We start from the raw sequence: 21,879 nt of genomic DNA, 5'->3' as shown, positions 1-21,879 counted from the left end.
ACGATTCGCAACTTCTGCGCCAAATCAGTGTGATCGAGCTGCTAGATCAGTTCGATGCGATCGAGGCCGTAGGGCGCCAGCGCGGCCAGCGGCGGCGGCGGACGCTCGTCGCTACGCGTGAAGACCGCGAGGCCGGGGGCGACCGCGGCGGGCCAGGGCTGGCCGTCGGTCAGGTGGGCGATGCGGCGGGCAATGCCCTGCGCCCCGTCGATCAAGCGGACGTGCGATCCCGCCTCGGCCTGCAATTCGTCGGCGAGCAGCGGGAAGTGGGTGCAGGCGAGGACGATGACGTCGAGCTTGTCGCCGCCGGGCTGGCTTGTCAGGCCGGCGATGGCGCGCGCAATGACGTCCTTATCCACGGGGTCGCCGCGCAGCTTCGCTTCGGCGGCGGTGACGAGGCCGGGGCTGCCGTGGCGCAGCACCGTCTTGCCCGCGGCAAAGCGCGCGCTGAGATCGTCGACATAGGGCTGGCGCACCGTCGCTTCGGTGCCGAGCACCCCGATGACGCCGGTCTTCGTTATCTCGGCGGCGGGCTTGATCGCGGGCACGGTCCCGACGATCGGCAGGTCGAGGGCGGCGCGGACATGCGTCAGCGCGATCGTCGAGGCGGTGTTGCACGCGATTACCGCGAGGCGTGGCTGGTAGCGTTCGACGAGGCGGCCGAGCAGCGCGGGAACGCGCGCCGCGAGTTCGGCCTCGCTCTTCTGGCCATAGGGCAGGCCGGCATAATCGGCGGCATAGACGATCGGCGCGGTCGGCAGCAGCGCGCGCGTCGGGCCGAGCACGGTGAGGCCGCCGAGGCCGGAGTCGAAGAAGAGGATAGGGGCGGCGGGGGCAGGGGATTGCATGGGTGTCGCCTAGCAGGCGGCGGTGGCAGGTCAATGGTACCCCCCTCCACTCCCGCAGGTTCGTCATTGCGAGCGAAGCGAAGCAATCCAGGGCGGTTTGCGCCTGCGCTGGATTGCTTCGCTTCGCTCGCAATGACGGACTTTGTTGATGACCGGTGCTCGGTTGTGCATCCGTTTCGGTAACGACATTCTCCGAATCCGTTGATTGCTTTCCCCAACCCCGTCAAAAGGAACGAAAGGGAGCAGGGAGCATCATGACCATCACTTTGCTGATCGCGGCGGGGTATCTGCTCGGATCGATCCCCTTCGGGGTCATCCTGACGCGAGCCTTCGGTGCGGGTGATTTGCGCCAGATCGGGTCAGGCAATATCGGTGCGACCAATGTGCTGCGCACCGGGCGCAAGGGGCTGGCGGCGGCGACCTTGATCCTCGACGGTGCGAAGGGCGCGGTCGCGGTGCTGCTCGCTCGGCATTTTTTCCCCGAAACCGGCGACCATGGCGCGATGGTCGCGGGCGCGGCGGCGATGATCGGCCATTGCTACCCCGTCTGGCTGAAATTCAAGGGCGGGAAGGGGGTTGCGACGCTGCTCGGCCTCTCGCTGGCGCTCGCCTGGCCGATCGGGCTGGTGTTTGCGGGCGTCTGGCTCGGCGCCGTCCTGCTGCTGCGCATCTCGTCGCTCGGCGGGATGCTGGGGGCCGTCGCTGCGCCGCTTGCCGCGCTGGCGCTCGGCTATCCCATCTATGCGATCGGTCTGGCGGGACTCGCGGCCATCGTGCTCTGGCGCCACCGCGAGAATATCGCGCGGCTGCGCGCGGGAACCGAACCGCGCGTCGGCGCAATGAAAAGCGCCGAATGACCGACGCCGAAAGGCTGGCGCGGCTGCGGTTGATCCGCACGCCGCATGTCGGCCCGGTCAGCTGGCACCAGCTGATGGCGCGCTTCGGGTCGGGCGAGGCGGCGCTCGCCGCGCTGCCCGATCTTGTGCTGCGCGGCGGCGCGGGCCGCGCGCGTATCGCGCCTTCCGAAATCGCCGAGCGTGAGATCGAGCGCGTGGCCTCGCTTGGCGCGCGTCATGTCTTCAGTGACGAGGCGGATTATTCGCCGCTGATGCGCGAGGTCGAGGGCGCCCCGCCGGTGATGATTGTCCGCGGCGATACCGCGATGCTCCTGCATCCCTGCGTCGCGATCGTCGGCGCGCGCAACGCCTCGGCGATCGCGTGCCGCTTCGCGCGGCAGATGGCGGCGGAACTAGCGGCGCAGGGCATCACGGTGGTCAGCGGGCTGGCGCGCGGGGTCGACACCGCGGCGCATGTCGGCGCGCTTGGCGGGCGCACGGCGGCGGTGATCGCGAGCGGCATCGACATCGCCTTTCCGCCCGAAAATGCGGCGCTGCAGGAAAAGCTCGGCGCCGACCAGTTGCTGATCGCCGAACAGCCCCCGGGCACCGAACCGCTGGCGCGCCATTTTCCGTCGCGCAACCGGATCATCGCCGGACTGTCGCACGGGACCCTGGTGATCGAGGCGGCGCCCAAGTCGGGGTCGCTGATCACCGCGCGCCGCGCCGGCGACTATGGGCGCGAGGTGATGGCGGTGCCCGGATCGCCGCTCGACCCGCGCGCGCAGGGCTGCAACCTGCTGATCCGCGAAGGCGCGACGCTGATTCAGACGGTCGACGATGTGCTCGAGGCGCTGGGGCCGATCGATGCGCGCATGGTGCGCGAACCGGTGCGCAGCTATGCCGCGACGCCCGTCGTACGCGACGCCGGGGAAGGGGACCGGCGGACCGTCGTCGAACTGCTCGGGCCGACCCCCGTCGCGGTCGACGAGCTCGTCCGCCAATCGGGCTGCGCAGCCGCGACGGTGCAACTGATCCTGCTCGAACTCGAACTCGCGGGGCGTATCGAGCGCCACGCGGGCGCCAGGATTTCACGGCTGTGATGACCCGCACAGCGGCCTAACCTGCGGCAATCTAACCATTCATCGCGGTTCAGCCACGGTTCAGCGGCCGGACCACAGGTTCATGATATTGTATCACATGGCGGGGAGTTCGATGATGCGAAGCCGATTTCTGACGGGCGTGACGATGATCGCCGTTCTCGCGGGCGGCCTCGCCCCCGCGCCCCTGACCATCGCTTATGCCAAGCCGGGTGCGCCGCAGCAGGGCTTCTGCCGCAACGCCGACCCGCTGCCGCGCCTCGATGCCGAGGTGCAGCCGCCCCGGCCGCAACAGACGGGCGTGCCCATGACCAAGGGCGGCAAGCGCGAGCGCGATGACAAGTCGAGCGCCGACTATGCGCCGATGGCGCCGCCGCCACCTCCGCCGCCTCCGCCACCCCCTCCGCCGCCGATGGCGCCGCCACCACCCAGCTATGACAGCGCTGCCGCCGACGTCGTCGTCACCGGCTCGGCGCGATCCGGATCGTCGGCTGCGGTCAGCGCGGTCGGCAGCGGCGAGTCGGTACGGGTGGCCCCGACCGCCCCGCCGCCGGCGTCGACGTCGCCCGTTCCCGGCTCGTCGTCGGACTATACGGGGCGACCCGTGCCGGTGCCGCCGCGCTATATTCCGCCCCAGCCACAATCGGGCATCCTGACCGCGGGCGAGCATGACGACCTGCTCAATCCGGAACTCTATGCGGCCTATGTCAACCGCACCGACTTGGGCCAGGACATCCGAGCCCTGCCGCGCGTCGACACGATGCGCGTCGTCACGGTGAAGGTGAACGACCGCAACGGCCAGCCGATCCCCTTCGCCGACGTCGTCGTCACCTGCAGCGACGGCAACAGCATCACCATGGCGACGCAGGCCGACGGCAGCGCGGTCTTCTTCCCCGGGCTCGACCGGCTGAGCGAGCGGATCACCGTGTCGGCGCGAAAGGCCGGGCGCAGCATCGCCGACGCGCGGCCGGTGCTCGTGTCCGATGCGCCGGGTGGGCAGGTCGTCGGTCTGACCGCCAGCCAGGCCGCGACCAAGGCAACCAAACTCGACCTGATGCTCGTCATCGACACGACGGGCAGCATGGGCGACGAGATCCGATACCTGCAGTCGGAAATGCGCGCGATCATCGCGTCGATCACCGCCAAGCACCGCGATCTGGATATTCGCGTCGGTTTTGTCTTCTATCGCGATATCGGCGACGAATATGTCACCCGCACCGTGATCTTCGACCGCGACATCGGCCGCGCGCAGGGCACGTTGGCGGCGCAATATGCGACCGGCGGCGGCGATTATCCCGAGGCGATGGACCAGGCGCTGATCCGCGCGGTCGGTCAGGAATGGCGACCCGACGCGGTGAAATCGCTGCTGCTCGTCGCCGACGCGCCGCCGCACAACGAACAGTTCGGCCGCACCTGGGCCGCTGCCGAGGCGGCGCGCGCCAGGCGTATCCATATCACCCCGGTCGCCGCCTCGGGCGTCGCCGACGAGGCCGAATATGCGATGCGCGCGATGGCCGCAGCGACCCAGTCGCGCTATCTGTTCCTGACCGACGACAGCGGCGTCGGCAATGCCCATGCGGCGCCGGCGATCGACTGTTATCTGGTGACGCGGCTCGACGCGCTCGTCCGCCGGGTGATCGACAGCCAGATCAGCGGGCGACGGATCGAGCCCGAGGACAGCGAGGTCATCCGCAGCGTTGGCCAATATGATGCGGGCAAATGCATCCTGCCCGCCGACTTCAAATGGCAGGACCAGTAAGCCGTTGACTTGCCCCCGCATCTGACCGATGCGGGGGCATGGGTCGCTTCGGGGAACCTCGCCGGCCGGATGCATCCGGTCCGTGAGGGTCGGAGGACCAATCCATGAAAAAACTGCTGTCGGCCGTCGCCATCACGGCGATGCTGCTCCAGCCTGTCGCCGTGATCGCCAAGGACAAGGAACCGGTGAAAATCGCTGGCCCGGCCAATGCGAAGGGTGTCACCACCGTCACCGTCGGCGCCTTCAATATCGGCTTCATCTTTGAATCGACCGACCAGACCGCGGCGTCGGGCGGGTTGATGGGGGCGTTCGGCGGTACCACCAAGGCGAAGAGCGAACTCGTCGGGGTTACCCCCGAAATGATGCAGGCGGTCACCGACGCGGCTTATGCCGATTTCGTGTCGCAGTTGACCGCCAGCGGCTATGCGGTGCAGTCGCCCGCCGACCTGTTCGGCCATGCGGCGCTCGCTAAGACCAAGCCGCAGGAGGCGCCGCTCGACATCAACATCGCGCTCGAAAAGGGCAGCAAGGGCAAGGCGACCTATTACAAGCCCACCGCGCTGCCCGGGCTGCACATGATCCCCGGCGACTTCGTCGGGTCGGGGATGAGCAGCATCGGGATGAACATGGCGGCTGGGCAGGCGGTCGGGGCGCTCACCACCTATGCCAAGCAGGCGGGTGTCGGGGTGATCGATGTCGTCTATCTGATCGACTTTTCGCAGCAAAAGCGCCCCGGCGCGTTCAGCTTCGGCGGGTTGGAGGTCAACAGCGCGCTGTCGGTCAGCGCCGACTATTCGCGCATCACGCTGATCGCGCCGAGCGGCAAGCAGTCGGTGATCACCGTCAAGGCGCCGGTCGCGGTCGAGGGCGAGTTCGTCGAAAAGAGCGACGCGTCGAGCGGCACCGACAAGGCGATGCAATCGGCCGGCAATGTCGTGGGCGGCCTCGCCGCGGTCGCGGGGTTCGGGGGCTTGCGCTTCGGCAAGACGCGCAAGTTCGCCTTCACCGCCAAGCCGGGGAATTACGAAGAAGGCGCCGCCAAGGCGGCGAGTCTGGCGAGCGCGATGCTGATCGGACGGCTCGCGCCGCTGCGCTGATTTTCACAACCACTTTGCTGGGGCGGGCGCGCCGAAATCCTCTTGACGACAGGACCGGACGCCCGCCACCCTCGCGCGTACATACGTGAGGCACAGCAGGACAACGCTTTTACATGCAATTGGTTATTGTGGAATCGCCCGCCAAGGCGAAGACGATCGAGAAATATCTCGGGCGCGATTTCAAGGTGCTGGCCAGCTATGGCCATGTTCGCGACCTGCCGCCCAAGGACGGGTCGGTAAATCCCGACGACGGTTTCGCGATGCAGTGGCAGCTGTATCCCGACAAGACGAAGCGGATGAAGGAAATCCAGGACGCGGCGAAGGGTGCCGAGCGCCTGATCCTCGCGACCGACCCTGACCGCGAGGGCGAGGCGATCAGCTGGCATGTGCAGGAGCTGCTGCGCAGCAAGAAGGCGCTGCCGGCCAAGGTCGACCGTGTCACATTCAACGCGATCACCAAGGATGCGGTGCTCACCGCGATGGCGGCGCCGCGCGCGCTCGACGACGATCTGATCGACGCCTACCGCGCCCGCCGCGCGCTCGATTATCTGGTCGGTTTCACCCTGTCGCCGGTACTGTGGCGCAAGCTGCCCGGCGCCAAGTCGGCGGGGCGTGTCCAGTCGGTGTCGCTGCGGCTGATCGTCGAGCGCGAGCGCGAGATTGAAGCATTTGTTGCACTGCAATACTGGTCGATCACCGGCCTGTTCGAAATGTCGGGCACGCCGTTCAAGGCGCGCCTGGCACGCTGGCGCGGCGACAAGATCGAGCGGCTGACGATCACCAGCGAAGCCGACGCCCGCGCCGCCGAGGCCGATGTGAAGGCGGGGCATTTCACCGTCGAGAATGTCGAGACCAAGCCGCTGACGCGCAACCCGCCGCCGCCCTTCACGACGTCGACGCTGCAGCAGGAAGCCGCGCGCAAGCTCGGCTTCTCGGCGAGCCACACGATGCGCATCGCACAGGGCCTCTACGAGGACGGCGCGATCACCTATATGCGTACCGACGGCGTCCAGATGGACGGCAGCGCGATCAGCGCCGCGCGCAAGGCGATCGCGACGCGCTACGACGGCGGCTATGTCCCCGACCAGCCACGCCAGTATCAGACCAAGGCGAAGAATGCGCAGGAAGCGCATGAAGCAATCCGTCCGACCGATTTTTCGAAGGACAAGGCTGGCAGCGGCGACCATGGCCGACTCTATGAGTTGATCTGGAAACGCGCGATGGCGAGCCAGATGGCGTCGGCACGCCTCGAACGCACGAGCATCGACCTGAGCGACGGCACCGGCAAGACGATGCTGCGCGCGACCGGGCAGGTCGTGAAATTCCCCGGTTTCCTCGCACTCTATGACGAAAGCCGCGACGACGCGGGCGACGACGACGATGCGCGCCTGCTGCCCGCGATGGCGAAGGGCGATGCGCCGGCCAAGACGGGGGTCGAGGTCGAAAGCCACGAAACCCAGCCGCCGCCGCGCTATTCGGAAGCGAGCCTGGTCAAGAAGATGGAGGAACTCGGCATCGGGCGCCCGTCGACCTATGCGTCGATCCTGCAGGTGCTCAAGGACCGCGCCTATGTGACGGTCGAGAAGAACCGCTTCATGCCCGAAGAGAGCGGGCGACTGCTCACCGCCTTTCTCGAACGCTATTTCACCCGTTATGTCGAATATGACTATACCGCCGGGCTCGAGGAAGAGCTCGACGATGTGTCGGGCGGCCGCGCGCAGTGGCAGGCGGTTCTCGATGCCTTCTGGCGCGACTTCAAGCCGCGCACCGGCGAGGTGATGGAACTCAAGCCGTCGGAGATCACCGCGGCGCTCGACGAATTCCTCGGCCCCTATCTTTTCCCCGACAAGGGCGACGGCAGCGATCCGCGGCTGTGCCCCAATTGCGGCACCGGCAAGCTGGCGCTGCGCGGCGGCAAGTTCGGGCCGTTCATCGCGTGCAGCAACTATCCCGACTGCAAGTTCACGCGCAAATTCGCGCAGCCGGGCGGCAGCGACGGCGCCGACACGGGTCCCGAGACAATGGGCAACGATCCCGAATCAGGGCTGGAAGTGACCAAGCGCAGCGGACGCTTCGGCCCCTATATCCAGCTCGGCGACGGCAAGGAGGCGAAGCGTTCGTCGATCCCCAAGGACATCCCGGGCGAGGATTTCGACCTCGACTATGCGCTGCGGCTCTTGAGCCTGCCGCGCGAGGTCGGCGTCCATCCCGAAAGCGGCAAGGTCATCATGGCGGGGTTGGGGCGTTACGGTCCCTATCTGCTCCACGACGGCAAATATGCGAAGCTGACCGGGACGACCGAAATCTTCGACATCGGCATGAACGCCGCGGTCGTCCGCATCGCCGAAGCGGCGGCGGGCGGCGGGCGCGGGCGCACCAAGGCCGAACCGCTCAATACCTTTGGCCCGCACCCGACGAGCGGCGGCGAGATGAAGCTGATGGAAGGACGCTTCGGTCCTTATGTCACCGACGGCACGACCAACGCGACCTTGCCGAAGTCGATGGAACCCGCCGCGCTGACGCTCGAGGAAGCGATCGCGCTGATCGACGCGCGCGCCGCGAAGGGGCCTGCAAAGGGCAAGAAAAAGGCGGCGCCCAAGAAGGCGGCGGCGAAGAAGCCGGCGGCCAAGAAAAAGGCGCCCGCAAAGAAGGCCGTGGCGGAATAGTAAACCTCGTCATTGCGAGCGAAGCGAAGCAATCCAGAGCGGCCTTGCACCGCTCTGGATTGCCGCGTCGCTACGCTCCTCGCAATGACGGGTTGGTGGACCCCTAAGGCCGCTGCTCGTTCCACGCCGTGCCGGTCACCGGTGCGCCCGCGAACGTCCCCGCAGCGGTCGCCACGCCTTCATAGACATTGGCGTTGAAGGCGTCGAAGACCTGATCGGGGATCGACGATGTGATCGTGATCGTCGCGTCGAAATCGGGAATCTGCACGAGGAATTCGAGAAAGAAGACTTGTCCGTTCGGCGCGGTCCACGTCGCCTCGCCGGGAGTCGTGATGCAATCCTCGAGGAAATAGGTCGTGCCGTCGGGAAACTGGATCGTCGCGTTCGACTGGTGCGGCTGGCCGCCCTGCGGCGGGGTCTCGGCGCTGACCGTCATATAGCTCGAGATATGGACGCCATTGTCGAGCTGCATGTCTTGCAGATACCACAGGATGGGGTTCGCTGAAGAACCGAACAGGCCATATTCATGGTCCATCCACGTCTGGCCGGTGACCGCGAACACCGTATCGCCGATCGCCAGCGACCCGCTGACCTGGAGCCGCGTGAACGAATAATAATAATTGTTGGTCTTCACCCCGCCGGGGTTCGCCGGGGTCGGATTGCACCCGGTGCCCCACACGATGAGCGGCGGACCCTGCTGCGCCATCACCAGGTCGAAGAGGATCGTCGATCCCGTCGCCTCGTCCTGAAACTGCGCCTTGACCGTCATGTTCGACGGGTCGGCCTGCGGCGCGGTCATCCACGCCCAGTCATGATCGATCCCCGGATTGCCGAGCTTGACGTACCAATCCTTGCTCGGGTCGGTTTCGGCCCATTCGCCGGGGGTGTGGGTCGCGGTGCTCTGATAATGGATCTGGTTCGCGACGTCGGACAGCATGATTTCGGTAAAGGCGAGCGGCGCGAAGCTCGCGGCGTTGATTTCGAAGCCGAAGACGCGCTCGCCGGCGACGAGCGTGCCGGTGTGCCACCACCATTCGGTCGGCGCTTCGGCGTGGCAATATTGGTCCTGCGGCAGCTTGATCGCGACTTCGGACGGTGGAACGGGAACGGGACTATTGGGCGACATGATCGATACTCCCCCTGTTGTGCCGCAAGATGCGGATGGTGATGATTATCATGCAGCATGTCTGGCGCGGACTTTTATTTGGTGACATCGCGAAAATATCGTCACCAATATTGTTATATTACCGCTGCATGACGTTTTTGCGCGAGAAAAGCGCAGATATTATTCGCTGCTCCGCGCAGTTCCCGCCTGCCGGAAGTCGTGATAGGATGCGCCCAACCGGGAGGTGTCCGATGCGCCGTTTGTGGGTTTTACTGTTGCTCCTCGCGGCCTCGTTCGCCGTCCCCGCAGCCGCGCAGCAGGCGGGCAGCCTGATCGCTGCCGAGCCGGTCGTCGACACGCCACCGGGGGTGCAGGCGTGGCGCGTGCAATATTGGACCTCCAACCAGAAGGGCGAACGGCTGCGCGTCACCGGCATCGTCGCCGCGCCGCGCGAGGCGGTGCCGCCGCGGCCGCGCCGCGTTATCGCCTGGACCCACGGCGCGTGGGGTGTCGCCGAAAAATGCGCACCGTCGCTCAGCCCCAATTTCTTTGCCGTGACGGCTGGAATCGATGCGGTGCGGCAGGGCTATGTCGTTGTCGCGCCCGATTATATCGGCCTCGCGAGCCCGACGATGCATCCGTTCCTCGTCGGCCCCGATACCGCGAATTCGGTGCTCGACGCGGTGCGCGCGGCGCGGGCGATCCCCGGCGCGGCAGCGGGCAACAGCTTTGCCGTGTGGGGCGAATCGCAGGGTGCGCACGCCGCGCTGTGGACCGCGATCACGGCGCGCTCCTACGCCCCCGACCTGAACCTCGTCGCGACCGCCGCGGCCGCGCCGCCGACCGACCTTGCCGCCAATCTGCGCGACGGCAGCGACAAGAATGCGCGCGCGCTGCTGCTGTCGTTCACGCTGCACAGCTGGTCGACGCTTTACGGCTATTCGATGGACGGTGTCGCCAACCGCACGAACCAGGGCATCATCCACCGGCTGGCGGAAAACAACTGCATCAGCTTGGAAAAGAAGCCGAAGCTCGGTACGATCCTGGGCGTGCTGACCATCGTGCGCGCGACGAAGAACAAGGATATCGCCAAAATCGAGCCGTGGGGAAGCTTCGCCCGCGCCAACAGCGTCGACGCCGCGCGCGTTCCCGGCCCGCTGCTCATCGCGCAAAGCAGCAAGGACACGATCATCGCGCCCGCGGTGACGCGCAAATTCGCCAAGTCCGTCTGCCGGCGCGGCACGGCGCTGCGCTGGATCGACATGACCGGAGGCCATGTCGACGCGGCGCGCGACAGCGCCCAGGAAACGATCGGCTGGATCGGTGAACGGTTCGATGGGCAACCGCCGCCGAATGATTGTCGGCGGATTTAGCGCGTCAGCTGAAAATCCCGGGGTCGACGGGCGGCTTGCCGGACAGCCATGCGACGGCGTCGGCGCGGAACAGCACGGCTGCCGACGCGACCGAAAGTGCGGTCGAAAGCAGCGAGCCTGCGAGCGACAATGTCCCCAACCCGTCGGGATTGAACAGCCCGGCAATTGTCTGCAGTGCACCAATCGCGGTCAGCACGACGTAAATCCATTTCGCGACGTTGCTGCCGCGCCGCGCAATGGCGTACCAGAGCGCGAAAACGATCGCCAAGCTGATCACGAGGATGACAAAGACCACGCCGAACGACCCGCTTGATCGGCCGACGCCGGCCTCGCGGTCGAACGCCGTCGCCATCTCGTTCCAGGTGATGAAGGTGGTTACGATGCTGACCAAGGTCGACGACCAGAAGAGGCGTTCAAACAGGATGATCGACGGCGGTCGTTGCAAGATTTTTCCCCTTGATCGAAGCGGCTGCAGATCGATTAGCGACAAATATTGATCCGCGCCATTCAATCTCGGGTGATGCTCGGATCAGCATTTTATCAGTTGGCGCAGGCCACCAGTGCGGCGTGAAAAGTCCGGCCGAGGGAGTTGTCGCGCTGAATGATCCTGATTGCCGATCCAGTGCTGCAATTTGTTCGGCTAGGCAGCAGCACGACGGCTTCTGACCCATTAGCCAGCCGCACGACGGTACGGGTCTGCAATTGCCTCGTCCCGATTTGCTCGATACGAACGACCGGACCGCGAACAACCGTTTCTACGCCAGTTGCCGAAATATAGCCCCAGGCCAGGATCAGTGTCAGCGTGATCGATATGACGCCCAAGGCTATCCCATTGAGGAATATTGAACGAGGACGGGTGCCGGGTTGTTCAACGGGTCGCTGGGCATGGCCCCGCCTCAATCCACCCAGTCAAGCCCCATGTCGCGGTACACGCCGCGGTCCTCGTCCCAGTTTGCCTTCACCTTCACATGCAGGAACAGATGCACCTTGCGCCCGAGCAATTCGGCGAGCTCGGCGCGCGATTTGCTGCCGATTTCCTTGATCCGCTCACCCTTGTGGCCGAGGATGATCGCGCGCTGGTTGTCGCGTGCGACCAGAATCTGCTGGTGGATTTCGGCGCTGCCGTCCTTGCGCGTCGTGAATTTCTCGGTCTCGACGGTCGACTGGTACGGCAGTTCCTCATGGAGTTGGCGATACAGTTGCTCGCGGGTGATTTCGGCGGCGAGCATCCGTTCGGGGGCGTCGCTGACCTCATCCTCCGGGAAATGCCAGGGTCCCTCGGGCATCAGCGCCGCCAGCGTCGCCTTGAGTTCGGGAACCCCGTCGCCGGTGCTCGCCGAGATGAAGAAGGTTTCGTCGAACGCAACCCGCTCGTTGAGCTGGGTCGCGATCGTCAGCAGCTTGTCCTTCTTGGTCAGGTCGACCTTGTTGAGGACCAGGAATTTCTTCTCGGGTCGTCCCTCGATCCCTTGCAGAACGCGTTCGGCGCGCTCGCCGAGCTTTGCCGCGGCATCGATCATCACCAGGATCGCCTCGGCCTGGTCGAGGCTGTTCCACGCCGCGGCGACCATCGCGCGGTCGAGCCGGCGGGTCGGGGCAAAAATGCCGGGGGTGTCGATCAGCACGATCTGCGTCTCGCCGTCCATGGCGACGCCCATCAGTCGGGTGCGTGTCGTCTGCGCCTTGGGGCTGACGATCGCGACCTTCTGCCCGACGAGCGCGTTGACGATGGTCGATTTGCCCGCATTCGGCGCCCCGACGACGGCGACGAAACCGCAACGATGGGTCATTCTTTCAATCCTTCCAGGATCGCGAGCATCGCGATCGCCGCGGCCTTTTCAGCCGCCTGTTTCGATGCGCCTTCGCCTTCGGCCTCGGCGAGCTTGCCGACGATCACTCCGACGCGAAAGCGCGGGGCATGGTCGGGGCCTTCGCGGCGGATCAGGCGATATTCGGGGGGCTTGCGGCCCTTGGCGGCGGCCCATTCCTGCAGCGCCGCCTTGGGGTGTTTGGGCGCCGACACCTGGCCGTCGATCATCTCGCCCCAATATTTGACGATGAAGGCGCGCGCGGGCTCGTCGCCATGGTCGAGCCACAGCGCGCCGATCAGCGCCTCGAGCACGTCGGCGGCGATATTGTCGCTGTACCGCCCGCCGTCGCCGATCGCCTGGGTGCCGAAGCGGACATGCGCGTTGAGGTCGAGCCCCTGCGCGATCCGCGCGCAGGTTTCGCCCGAGGCGAGCACATGGAGGCGCGACGACAGCTCGCCCTCGGTCGCCCTGGGAAAGCGGCGGAAGAGTTCGGACGCGATGACGAGGCCGAGCACGCGGTCGCCGAGATATTCGAGCCGCTGGTAGTCTGCGGCGCCGCTGCTGCCGTGGGTCAGCGCCTCATGATAGAGGCCGAGGTCGCGTGGTTCGGCCCCGGTGATGGCTGCGATGATGTCGGCGGAGGCGCCGCTCAAAAGCCTTCCCCGATGCGCTCCCAGCGCGCCGCGGTGAACCAACTGATCGGGTTGATCCAGCTTGCCGAGCCGTCGGTCGAGAACATGCCGACCAGCGCGTGGCCGACCAGATTTTCCTCGGGGACCAGGCCGATGCCGCCGCCTTCCTGGGCGGGGAAGCGGCTGTCGGCGCTGCGATCGCGGTTGTCGCCCATCAGGAACAAATGCCCTTCGGGCACGGTGACCAGCGTCGTATTGTCCTGCGCGATGCTCATGATGTCGAGCACGGCATAGCTTTTGCCGTTGGGCAGCGTTTCCTTGAACTGCGGATAGCGGCACTGGCGCTGGCCGTCGGCGGCGATTTCCTCGAACTGCATCGCGAAGCAGGGCAGGGTGCCTTCGTTGCGCGCGGCGTCGATCATGTTCGCGGTCACCGGGATCACGAAATCGGCCATCTTTTCGCGCGGCAGCGGCTTGCCGTTGAGCCAGACGATGCCGTCGCGGACCTGCACCGTGTCGCCGGGCAGGCCGATCACGCGCTTGATATAATCATTGTCGTTGACCGGCGGCGCCTTGAACACGACGACGTCGCCGCGCTCGGGGGTCTTGGCGAAGATGCGCCCGGGGATCAGCGGCACGCTGAACGGCAGGCTGTATTTCGAATAGCCATAGGCCATCTTGTTGACGAGCAGATAGTCCCCGATCAGCAGCCGTGGCTGCATCGATTCCGACGGAATATTGAACGGCGACAGGAAAAAGCTTCGGAAAATCAGCACCGCGATCGCCAACCAGGCGAGGAAGCGCACCGTGTCGATCGCCTCTTCCTTCGCACTCATCGGGGCGGGGGCGGGCGTGGGGTTCGCGGGGCCGGCGGGGGGCGGCGTATTGGCGGTCAGGCTGGCTTCGGTCATGGCGCGGCATTTGGCGATGAATAGGTCTTCGCGCAAGCAAATATCGGCGGATGGCACTGGCGTGCGCGGCACCGCGGACCTATGGATTGAGCCGTTATTCATCCCGTTCGCATCGAACGAAGTAGAGATGCCCGTCGGCCTGGCGCCGTGCTTCGGGGTGTCTCGACGTCGCTCGACACGAACGGAGAGAGGGAAGTTCGATATATGACCCGATCCGATCAAGCCTGGCAGGCGCTCGCCGACTGGCAGCCGCAGCGGCTGACCGACCTCGTCGCCGCCGACCCCGCGGCGCGACTGGGCAAGCTGGTCCGCAATGTCGCCGACATCCGCTTCGACTTCGCCAAGACCCATCTCGACGACGCCGCGATCGCCATATTGTCGGACCTCGCGGCGGCGCAGGATTTCGGCGGACGCCGCAAGACGCTGTTCGCGGGTGGCATCGCCAACCCGACCGAGGACCGCGCCGCCGAACATAGCGCCGAACGCGGCGACGGCGCGCCCGAATCCGTCCACCGCGCACAGGCGCTGCACCAGCGGATGCGGATGCTGATCGACGCGATCGAGGCCGGTGCGTTCGGCGAAATCCGCCATTTGCTGCACATCGGCATCGGCGGGTCGGCGCTCGGCCCCGACCTGCTCGTCGATGCCCTGGGGCGCGGCGGGGCGCGCTATGACGTCGCGGTCGTCTCGAACGTCGACGGCGCCGCGCTCGACGAGGCCTTCGCCAAATTCGATCCGGCCTGCACATTGATCGCGGTCGCGTCGAAGACTTTCACCACGACCGAAACCCTGCTCAACGCCGCCTCGGCGCTGCAATGGCTGGAGGAGGCCGGGGTGCCCGATCCGTTCGGGCGCGTCATCGCGCTCACCGCTATGCCCGAACGCGCGATGGAGTGGGGTGTCGACGAGACGCGCATCCTGCCCTTCGCGGAATCGGTCGGCGGACGCTATTCGCTCTGGTCGTCGATCGGTTTTCCCGCCGCGCTCGCGCTCGGCTGGGACGCCTTCGCCGACATGCTCGAGGGCGCAGCCGAGATGGACCGCCATTTTCGCCTGTGCGACGGCGCCGACAATGTCGGCCTGCTCGCCGCTTTTGCGGATCAGATCTACGCCAACCGCCTCGCCTGCCAGACGCGCGCGGTCTTCGCCTATGACGAACGGCTGCGCCTGCTGCCCTCCTATCTCCAGCAGCTCGAAATGGAATCGAACGGCAAGGGCGTGATGCTGGACGGCAAGCCGCTCGACCGCGCGAGCGCGCTGATCACCTGGGGCGGGGTCGGCACCGATGCGCAGCATGCGGTGTTCCAGCTTCTGCATCAGGGCACCCACCTGATCCCGGTCGAATTCGTCGTCGCGCGCGAGCCCGATCATCTGCTCGACGAGGCGCATCACGAAACGCTCGTCGCCAACTGCATCGCGCAGGGCGCGGCGCTGATGACCGGGCGCGCGAGCAGCGACGGCGCGCGCAACTACCCCGGCGACCGGCCGTCGACGACGATCCTCCTCGACCAGGTCACCCCGCGCAGCCTCGGCGCGCTGATCGCCTTTTACGAGCATCGCGTCTTTGCCAATGCGGTGCTGCTCGGCATCAATCCCTTCGACCAGTTCGGGGTCGAACTGGGCAAGGAAATGGCCAAGGGCCTGTCCGAAGGCACCGTCGAGTTCGACGCCGCGACACAGGCGCTGATGGCGGCGGCGCTGGGGGAATAGCCTTCGTCATTGCGAGAAGCCGAAGGCGACGAAGCAATCTCCAGCCATCGGCCTTGCGCGTGGTCGATAGCTGGAGATTGCTTCGCTTCGCTCGCAATGACGAGTTTGGACAGTCTGAGCGTAAAATTCGATTGGCAAGCTGCCGCCGCGTAACCACATAGGCGCTCGCTGCGAAGTGCAGCCACCATCCTTCAGGGGCCGTCCATGAGCAATTTCGACTATGATCTCTTCGTCATCGGCGCCGGGTCGGGCGGGGTACGCGCCTCGCGCATCGCCGCGTCGCACGGTGCGCGCGTCGCGGTGGCCGAGGATTATCGCGTCGGCGGCACCTGCGTCATCCGCGGCTGTGTGCCCAAGAAACTGCTCGTCTATGGCGCCCATTTCGCCGAGGACCTGAAGGATGCGCGCCATTTCGGCTGGGACGTCCCCGACTGCAAATTCGACTGGGACCGGCTGCGCGACAATGTCCAGGCGGAGGTCACGCGGCTCGAAGGCCTCTATGGCCAGACGCTCGAAAACCATAAGGTCACCGTCTTCAAGACGCGCGCGACGATCGCGGGGCCGCAGAAGGTGCGGCTCGCCGACGGCACCGAACTGACCGCCGAACGCATCCTCGTCGCGACCGGCGGCTGGCCGCATGTTCCCGAGTTTCCGGGCAGCGAGCATGCGATCACCTCGAACGAGGTGTTCCACTTGGATAAATTGCCCAAGCGCGTGGTGATCGCAGGCGGCGGCTATATCGCCAATGAATTCGCCGGCATCTTCAACGAGTTCGGAAGCAAGGTGACGATCGTCAATCGCGGCGACACGATCCTGCGCGGTTACGACGAGCAGATCCGCGACCGGCTGCTGCAGATTTCGATGACCAAGGGCATCGACTTCAAATTCAACGCGCCCTTCGAGAAGATCGTCCAGAATGACGACGGTACGTTGACCGTGCATCTGGGCGGCTGCGAGCCGATCGTCGCCGATGCGGTGCTCGTCGCGGCGGGGCGTGTGCCGAACACCAAGGGGGTCGGGCTGGAGGAGGTCGGCGTCGACCTCGACGACCATGGCGCGATCAAGGTCGACGAAAGCAATCAGTCCTCGGTGCCGAGCATCTATGCCGTCGGCGACGTTACCAATCGCATCCAGCTGACGCCCGTCGCGATCCGTGAGGGGCAGGCCTTTGCCGACAGCGTGTTCGGCGGCAAGCCGACCGTGGTCGATTATCAGAATGTCCCGAGCGCGGTGTTCAGCCACCCGCCGATCGGCGCGGTCGGCATGACCGAAGCCGAGGCGCGCAACAAGCTGGGCAGCATCCGCGTTTATACCAGCGATTTCCGCGCGATGAAAAATGTCCTCGCCGGCCGTAACGAGCGCGCGCTGTACAAGATGGTGGTCAATGCCGCGACCGACCAGGTCGTCGGGCTCCACATGATCGGCCCCGACGCGCCCGAGATTTTGCAGGCGGCGGCGATCGCGGTGAAGGCGGGACTCACCAAGGCCGATTTCGACAACACCGTCGCGCTGCACCCGAGCATGGCCGAGGAACTGGTGCTGCTGAAATAAAGCTGTGATCCCCGGCGAAAGCCGGGGCCCGGAAGTCGCAATGGACCCCGGCTTTCGCCGGGGAACGGCTGGTGCTATCCTCTTTGCGACAAGCGAGGGGAGGGGCGCATGGCGGGCACGGTATTGGTCACCGGGGGCAGCGGGTATATCGCGGGCTTCCTGATCCGACAGCTGATCGAAAACGGCTGGCACGTCCACACGACAGTGCGCAGCTTGAAACGCGAGGCCGAGGTCCGCGGCTGGCTCAATGTCGACAACAGCAAGCTGAGCTTCTTCGCCGCCGACCTCGAACATGATGCGGGCTGGGCCGAGGCGGTGGCGGGCTGCACACATGTCGCACATGTCGCGTCGCCCTTTCCGCTCGATGTTCCTAAACAGGCCGACGATCTGGTGATCCCGGCGCGCGAGGGGGCGCTCAGGGCGCTGCGTTTCGCGCGCGCTGCCGGGGTGACACGCTTCGTCCTGACCTCGTCGATGGCGGCGGTCGCCTATGGGCATGGCAAGGGCCGCGACCTCTATAACGAGGCCGACTGGAGCAATCTCGATAACCCCGAGGTCATGCCCTACCCACGCTCGAAGACCGTCGCCGAGCGCGCGGCGCGCGACTGGGTCGCGGCCGAGGGCGGCGATATGGAATTCGCCTCGGTCAACCCGGCGGCGGTGTTCGGGCCGCTGCTTAGCGACGACCTGTCGACCTCGATCGAGGTCGTGAAGCAGTTGCTCGAAGGCAAGGTGCCGATGTGCCCCGACGTCGGCTTCGGTATCATCGACGTGCGCGACGTCGCCGACATGCATTATCGCGCGCTGACGGTCGAGGGGATCCGGGACGAACGCTTCGTCTGCTCGGGTCCGTTCCTGAAATTCGTCGATGTCGCGAACATCCTGACCGCCAATCTCGGCGAACAGGCGCGCAAGGTGCCGACGCGCAAGATGCCCGACTGGCTGCTCAAGGCGCTCGCGATCGTCCGGCCCGAACTCAAGCAGGTCGTCGCCGAACTCGGCAATGTCCGCGGCGGCGACAGCCGCCATGCGATGCAGCGCCTCGGCTGGACGATGCGCCCGCCCGAGGAAGCGATCCTCGCGACGGCGCATGATTTGATCGGGCGCGGGATTGTGAAGGTCTGAAAATCCCCCTCCCATTTATTGGGAGGGGTTAGGGGAAGGCCTGTTTCCTTCCAAAGGTAGGCGTCTTTGGACACGCCCTCCCCCAACCCCTCCCGCAAGCGGGAGGGGCGTTTCCATCACGCAATCGTCGGAACGATCCCGCCTTCGGCGCGGATCGCCGCGCCGTTGGTCGCTGCCGCGAGCGGGCTCGCCAGGAACGCCACCGTCGCCCCGATCTCATCGGCGTCGATCAGGCGGCGGATCAGCGACAGCGGGCGCAGTTCCTCGAAGAAGGCCGTTTCGCGCTCGGCTTCGGGCGCTTCGGGGTTCGACACCACCGACTGGATGAAATCGACGATGCCTTCGGAGCGCGTTGGCCCCGGCAGCACCGAATTGATCGTCACGCCGCTACCCCTGGTCTGCTCGGCGAGGCCGCGCGCGATGGTGAGCTGCGCGGTCTTGGTCATGCCGTAATGGATCATCTCGGCGGGCGGCAGCAGCCCGCTTTCGCTCGCGATGAAGATCACCCGGCCCCAGTTCTTCTCGAGCATCTTGGGGAAATAATGCCGCGACAGCCGCGCGCCGCTGACGACGTTGACCTCGAAAATATGGTGCCAGTCGGCATCGCTGATCTCGGCGAAGGGCTTGGCTTCATAGATGCCGAGGTTGTTGACGAGGATATCGACCGCGGGAACCGCGGCGATCAAGTCTGCGGCGCCCTCGGCGGTCGCGGGGTCGGCGAGTACGGGGCGGATTGTCCCCGTCTGCGCCAGCTCGGCTGCGGCCTCGTCCAGCTTCGCCTGGTTGCGGCCGGTGATGACGACCTCGACGCCCGCTTCGGCGAGGCGCTTGGCGATGGCGAAGCCGATGCCGGCGGTCGATCCGGTGACGAGGGCGGTCTTGCCTTTGAGTTTCAGGTCCATGACGTGTCTCCTTGGATAAAGGCCTGCTGATGGAGACGAAGATAGCGTCGCCGCTCATTGTTGATTAGAATGTCACTTATCATTTCAGAAGTGATTCATAATCAGGAATGGCGATGGATAATCGGTTCGGCGATATCGAGACCTTCCTGGCGGTGGCGAGTGGCGGCAGCTTTGCCGCGGCCGCAAAGGCGCTGCGGCTCACCCCCTCGGCGGTCAGCCGCAGCATCGCGCGATTGGAGCAGAGGTTGGGCGCGATCCTGTTCCGCCGCACGACGCGCTCGCTGGCGCTGACCGCCGAAGGCAGTGCCTATCGCGACCGGATGAGCGTGCTGCTCGCCGAGATCGAAACGGTTGAGAGTGACCTCGGCCGCGAGAAACAGGGGCCGCGCGGATTGCTGCGCGTCAACGCATCGCCGTCGATCGGGGTGCCGTTGCTGCCGATCCTGCCGCGCTTCACCGCGCGCTATCCCGAGATTATCCTCGACCTCGCGCTCTCGGACACGATCGTCGATCTGGTCGAGGAACGCGCCGACATCGCGATCCGCATCGGCCCGCTGCGCGACACCAGCCTGCGCGCCAAGAAGCTCGGCCACAGTCGCATGGTGCTGGTCGCCAGCCCCGCCTATCTCGCGCGCCGCGGCACGCCGCGCACGCCCGAAGATCTCGACGGACATGATTGCCTGCGTTTCAGCTTCCGCCGCTCGATCGACAGCTGGCCCTTCCTTGTTGGTGGCCGCGTCGTCCACCGACCGGTTCCCGGCAGCTTCTTCGGCAATTCGGGCGACCTCGTGCGCCAGATGGCGGTCGCGGGCGGCGGCATTGCGCGCCACGGCCATTTTCATGTCGCCGCCGATCTCGCGGCGGGGCGGCTGGTCGAATTGCTGCCCGATTATCACCCCGGCGACGGCGAGGATATCCACGCGCTCTACGCGCCCGAGGACCGAGCCGCGACGCGCATCCGCGCCTTTCTCGATTTCCTCGACGAAGAGCTGGTGATCGACGGCTAGCCGATCCGGTACGGCACCACGTCGCGCCGGTCGGGATCGACCAAAATGGGTCGGTCGCTCGGCGGAAAGGCGCGCTGGTCGCAATCGTCGCGCGGGCAGATGCGGCACGACGATCCGATGCGCGTTGCCGCCTGCGGCGCGGCGACATCGACCCCGTCGGCATAAACGAACTCGCCCGCATATTGCGCCTCGCATCCCAGCGCGACGGCGTAGCGGCGTGGGGATCGTGCATAGCTGCCCGAGGGTTTGACCAGCCCCTTCGCCATGGACACATAGCGCAGCCCGTCGGGGGTCTCGGCGAGCTGGAACAATATGCGGTCGGGGATCGCCGCTGCCTCATGCACGACCCACAGCGGACAGGCGCCGCCGAAGCGCGCGAATTGCAGGCGCGTCGCGCTGTGCCGCTTGGTGATATTGCCCGCCATGTCGACGCGGCAGAAGAACATCGGGATGCCGCGCGCGCCGGGGCGCTGGAGCGTCGAGAGCCGGTGGCACGCCTGCTCGAAGCTGACGCCATAGTCCATGCGCAGCCGGTCGATGTCGTGCCGCACGCTGCGCGCGCTGGCGCGGAACGGCGCATAGGGCATCAGCACCGCGCCCGCGGCGTAATTGGCCAGCCCGACGTGGAGCAATTGCCGCGCCGCCGCAGTGCGCAGCGGGGAGGCTTCGACCACCGCCGCGATCTCGTTCGCCAGCGCCAGCGCGGCGAGCTGGTGCGCGAGCTGGAAACGCCGGCTTTCGGCGGGCTGCGACGGGTCGATCACCAGATGGCGCATCGTCGCGTCATAATCGCGCAGCGCCTGCGTCTGGTTATAAACGATCGAAATGCCGAGCGCATCGCGCAGCCGCCGCTCGATCGTCTCGACCGCAGGCGAGGGCGATTTGCCGCGCAATTGTGCCGCCAGCACCTCGGCGGCGCGGTCGATGCTGTCGACATAATTGCCCGCATCGTGGAACCAGTCGCGCACCTCCTCCCACGGCAGGCGGCTGCCCTCGGCGGTGCCGCCTGTCAGCGCCTCGTCGATGATCTGCAACCGCTGCCCCGCGCGGCGATAGGCGGCGTGGAGCGCGACGAACTGGTCAGCGAGCTGCGGCTGCTGCAGCGCCGCCCGCTCGATCTGTTCGGGGGGCAGCGGCGACGCGGCGAACAGCGGATCGGCGGCGGCTTCGCGCAGCGCGCCCTGACGGCGGTCGCCGGTGTCGGTTGCGACCTCTTCCCATTCGAGCGGAAACAGGCGTTGCAGCCGGTCGAGCAGCGCGGGGGTCAGCGGGCGGTCGTCGTGCTCGATCTGGCTGAGGTAGGAGGCCGAGATGCCGAGCTGCGCCGCGAAGTCGGCCTGGCGGATCGCGCGGGTTTCCCGAAGTTGGCGAAGTTGTCGCCCAGCGTAAAGGCGGGTTGGGGTCATAAGGCGCAGGTTACTTTGCAAACTACCACTTTGCAACTTT

Annotated in this window: 19 protein-coding genes; 10 read left to right on the top strand and 9 right to left on the bottom strand. The window is 66.2% G+C overall.

Features of this window, described 5'->3' with window-relative positions:
- Positions 1–41: 41 nt before the first annotated feature.
- Positions 42–848, bottom strand: a complete 807-nt coding sequence (murI, locus tag ASD67_RS12695; RefSeq protein ID WP_056347739.1) for a glutamate racemase — start codon at positions 846–848, stop codon at positions 42–44.
- Between the two features lie 254 nt (positions 849–1,102).
- Between murI and plsY the strand changes: the two genes are divergently transcribed.
- The 5 genes from plsY to topA all read left to right on the top strand — a co-directional run bounded on the left by plsY (position 1,103) and on the right by topA (position 8,306).
- On the top strand, positions 1,103–1,705 hold the full coding sequence (gene plsY / locus ASD67_RS12690) for a glycerol-3-phosphate 1-O-acyltransferase PlsY (RefSeq protein WP_056347738.1): 603 nt from the start codon (positions 1,103–1,105) through the stop codon (positions 1,703–1,705).
- On the top strand, positions 1,702–2,787 hold the full coding sequence (dprA, locus tag ASD67_RS12685; protein WP_056347736.1) for a DNA-processing protein DprA: 1,086 nt from the start codon (positions 1,702–1,704) through the stop codon (positions 2,785–2,787). The genes plsY and dprA overlap by 4 nt, the downstream gene beginning before the upstream one ends.
- A gap of 115 nt (positions 2,788–2,902) precedes the next feature.
- The gene (locus ASD67_RS12680; RefSeq protein ID WP_235535671.1) at positions 2,903–4,543 is read left to right on the top strand and encodes a VWA domain-containing protein; all 1,641 of its coding nucleotides are present in this window, start codon (positions 2,903–2,905) and stop codon (positions 4,541–4,543) included.
- A 104-nt stretch (positions 4,544–4,647) separates the two neighbouring features.
- Complete coding sequence (locus tag ASD67_RS12675) at positions 4,648–5,640, top strand: hypothetical protein (RefSeq protein ID WP_056347734.1); 993 nt, start codon at positions 4,648–4,650, stop codon at positions 5,638–5,640.
- Between the two features lie 113 nt (positions 5,641–5,753).
- Entirely contained in the window at positions 5,754–8,306 is a 2,553-nt protein-coding gene (topA, locus tag ASD67_RS12670; protein WP_056347732.1) for a type I DNA topoisomerase, read from the top strand.
- A gap of 103 nt (positions 8,307–8,409) precedes the next feature.
- Here the strand turns inward: topA and ASD67_RS12665 are convergent, their stop codons facing one another.
- Positions 8,410–9,432: a lipocalin-like domain-containing protein gene (locus tag ASD67_RS12665; RefSeq protein ID WP_056347730.1), complete on the bottom strand. Its 1,023-nt coding sequence runs from the start codon at positions 9,430–9,432 to the stop codon at positions 8,410–8,412.
- Positions 9,433–9,662: 230 nt separating this feature from the next.
- Here ASD67_RS12665 and ASD67_RS12660 point away from each other — a divergent pair, with 230 nt between their 5' ends.
- Positions 9,663–10,784: a lipase family protein gene (locus tag ASD67_RS12660; protein WP_056347728.1), complete on the top strand. Its 1,122-nt coding sequence runs from the start codon at positions 9,663–9,665 to the stop codon at positions 10,782–10,784.
- Between the two features lie 4 nt (positions 10,785–10,788).
- Here the strand turns inward: ASD67_RS12660 and ASD67_RS12655 are convergent, their stop codons facing one another.
- The 5 genes from ASD67_RS12655 to lepB all read right to left on the bottom strand — a co-directional run bounded on the left by ASD67_RS12655 (position 10,789) and on the right by lepB (position 14,063).
- The gene (locus tag ASD67_RS12655; RefSeq protein ID WP_156377703.1) at positions 10,789–11,274 is read right to left on the bottom strand and encodes a hypothetical protein; all 486 of its coding nucleotides are present in this window, start codon (positions 11,272–11,274) and stop codon (positions 10,789–10,791) included.
- Positions 11,275–11,324: 50 nt separating this feature from the next.
- A complete protein-coding gene (locus ASD67_RS23100) occupies positions 11,325–11,606 on the bottom strand; it encodes a hypothetical protein (RefSeq protein WP_156377702.1) in 282 nt (93 codons plus the stop codon).
- 74 nt (positions 11,607–11,680) lie between these two features.
- Entirely contained in the window at positions 11,681–12,574 is an 894-nt protein-coding gene (gene era / locus ASD67_RS12650) for a GTPase Era (protein ID WP_056347724.1), read from the bottom strand.
- Positions 12,571–13,248 (bottom strand): ribonuclease III, encoded by a 678-nt coding sequence (gene rnc / locus ASD67_RS12645; RefSeq protein ID WP_056347720.1) that lies wholly within the window; start codon positions 13,246–13,248, stop codon positions 12,571–12,573. The genes era and rnc overlap by 4 nt, the downstream gene beginning before the upstream one ends.
- Complete coding sequence (gene lepB, locus ASD67_RS12640; protein WP_056348481.1) at positions 13,245–14,063, bottom strand: signal peptidase I; 819 nt, start codon at positions 14,061–14,063, stop codon at positions 13,245–13,247. The genes rnc and lepB overlap by 4 nt, the downstream gene beginning before the upstream one ends.
- Positions 14,064–14,342: 279 nt before the next feature.
- On the opposite strand from lepB, the gene pgi reads away from it, so the two are divergent.
- The 3 genes from pgi (at position 14,343) to ASD67_RS12625 (ending at position 18,524) form a co-directional block, all read left to right on the top strand.
- Positions 14,343–15,848 carry a glucose-6-phosphate isomerase gene (pgi, locus tag ASD67_RS12635; RefSeq protein WP_056347718.1) on the top strand — a complete coding sequence of 502 codons (1,506 nt, stop codon included), beginning with the start codon at positions 14,343–14,345 and terminating at the stop codon, positions 15,846–15,848.
- Positions 15,849–16,052: 204 nt separating this feature from the next.
- Entirely contained in the window at positions 16,053–17,399 is a 1,347-nt protein-coding gene (gene gor, locus ASD67_RS12630) for a glutathione-disulfide reductase (RefSeq protein WP_056347716.1), read from the top strand.
- Between the two features lie 108 nt (positions 17,400–17,507).
- Positions 17,508–18,524, top strand: a complete 1,017-nt coding sequence (locus tag ASD67_RS12625; protein ID WP_056347714.1) for an NAD-dependent epimerase/dehydratase family protein — start codon at positions 17,508–17,510, stop codon at positions 18,522–18,524.
- Positions 18,525–18,640: 116 nt separating this feature from the next.
- On the opposite strand, the gene ASD67_RS12620 is transcribed toward ASD67_RS12625, so the two are convergent.
- A complete protein-coding gene (locus ASD67_RS12620; RefSeq protein ID WP_056347712.1) occupies positions 18,641–19,426 on the bottom strand; it encodes an SDR family NAD(P)-dependent oxidoreductase in 786 nt (261 codons plus the stop codon).
- 113 nt (positions 19,427–19,539) lie between these two features.
- Here ASD67_RS12620 and ASD67_RS12615 point away from each other — a divergent pair, with 113 nt between their 5' ends.
- The gene (locus ASD67_RS12615; RefSeq protein ID WP_056348478.1) at positions 19,540–20,433 is read left to right on the top strand and encodes a LysR family transcriptional regulator; all 894 of its coding nucleotides are present in this window, start codon (positions 19,540–19,542) and stop codon (positions 20,431–20,433) included.
- Here the strand turns inward: ASD67_RS12615 and ASD67_RS12610 are convergent.
- Positions 20,430–21,839 (bottom strand): helix-turn-helix domain-containing protein, encoded by a 1,410-nt coding sequence (locus ASD67_RS12610; RefSeq protein WP_056347710.1) that lies wholly within the window; start codon positions 21,837–21,839, stop codon positions 20,430–20,432. The genes ASD67_RS12615 and ASD67_RS12610 overlap by 4 nt on opposite strands.
- Positions 21,840–21,879: the final 40 nt, after the last annotated feature.

It is taken from the genome of Sphingopyxis sp. Root1497, assembly GCF_001427085.1.
Taxonomy (GTDB): Bacteria; Pseudomonadota; Alphaproteobacteria; order Sphingomonadales; family Sphingomonadaceae; genus Sphingopyxis.
This window is presented reverse-complemented; position numbering and strand designations above follow the sequence as displayed.

Coding starts and splice junctions, on each gene's coding strand:
- ASD67_RS12660 (WP_056347728.1), top strand. CDS start 9,663: ATGCGCCGTTTGTGGGTTTTACTGTTGCTCCTCGCGGCCTCGTTCGCC.
- ASD67_RS12620 (WP_056347712.1), bottom strand. CDS start 19,426: ATGGACCTGAAACTCAAAGGCAAGACCGCCCTCGTCACCGGATCGACC.
- plsY (WP_056347738.1), top strand. CDS start 1,103: ATGACCATCACTTTGCTGATCGCGGCGGGGTATCTGCTCGGATCGATC.
- ASD67_RS12615 (WP_056348478.1), top strand. CDS start 19,540: ATGGATAATCGGTTCGGCGATATCGAGACCTTCCTGGCGGTGGCGAGT.
- era (WP_056347724.1), bottom strand. CDS start 12,574: ATGACCCATCGTTGCGGTTTCGTCGCCGTCGTCGGGGCGCCGAATGCG.
- topA (WP_056347732.1), top strand. CDS start 5,754: ATGCAATTGGTTATTGTGGAATCGCCCGCCAAGGCGAAGACGATCGAG.
- ASD67_RS12675 (WP_056347734.1), top strand. CDS start 4,648: ATGAAAAAACTGCTGTCGGCCGTCGCCATCACGGCGATGCTGCTCCAG.
- ASD67_RS12610 (WP_056347710.1), bottom strand. CDS start 21,839: ATGACCCCAACCCGCCTTTACGCTGGGCGACAACTTCGCCAACTTCGG.
- ASD67_RS12680 (WP_235535671.1), top strand. CDS start 2,903: ATGCGAAGCCGATTTCTGACGGGCGTGACGATGATCGCCGTTCTCGCG.
- gor (WP_056347716.1), top strand. CDS start 16,053: ATGAGCAATTTCGACTATGATCTCTTCGTCATCGGCGCCGGGTCGGGC.
- ASD67_RS12665 (WP_056347730.1), bottom strand. CDS start 9,432: ATGTCGCCCAATAGTCCCGTTCCCGTTCCACCGTCCGAAGTCGCGATC.
- pgi (WP_056347718.1), top strand. CDS start 14,343: ATGACCCGATCCGATCAAGCCTGGCAGGCGCTCGCCGACTGGCAGCCG.
- ASD67_RS12625 (WP_056347714.1), top strand. CDS start 17,508: ATGGCGGGCACGGTATTGGTCACCGGGGGCAGCGGGTATATCGCGGGC.
- dprA (WP_056347736.1), top strand. CDS start 1,702: ATGACCGACGCCGAAAGGCTGGCGCGGCTGCGGTTGATCCGCACGCCG.
- lepB (WP_056348481.1), bottom strand. CDS start 14,063: ATGAGTGCGAAGGAAGAGGCGATCGACACGGTGCGCTTCCTCGCCTGG.
- murI (WP_056347739.1), bottom strand. CDS start 848: ATGCAATCCCCTGCCCCCGCCGCCCCTATCCTCTTCTTCGACTCCGGC.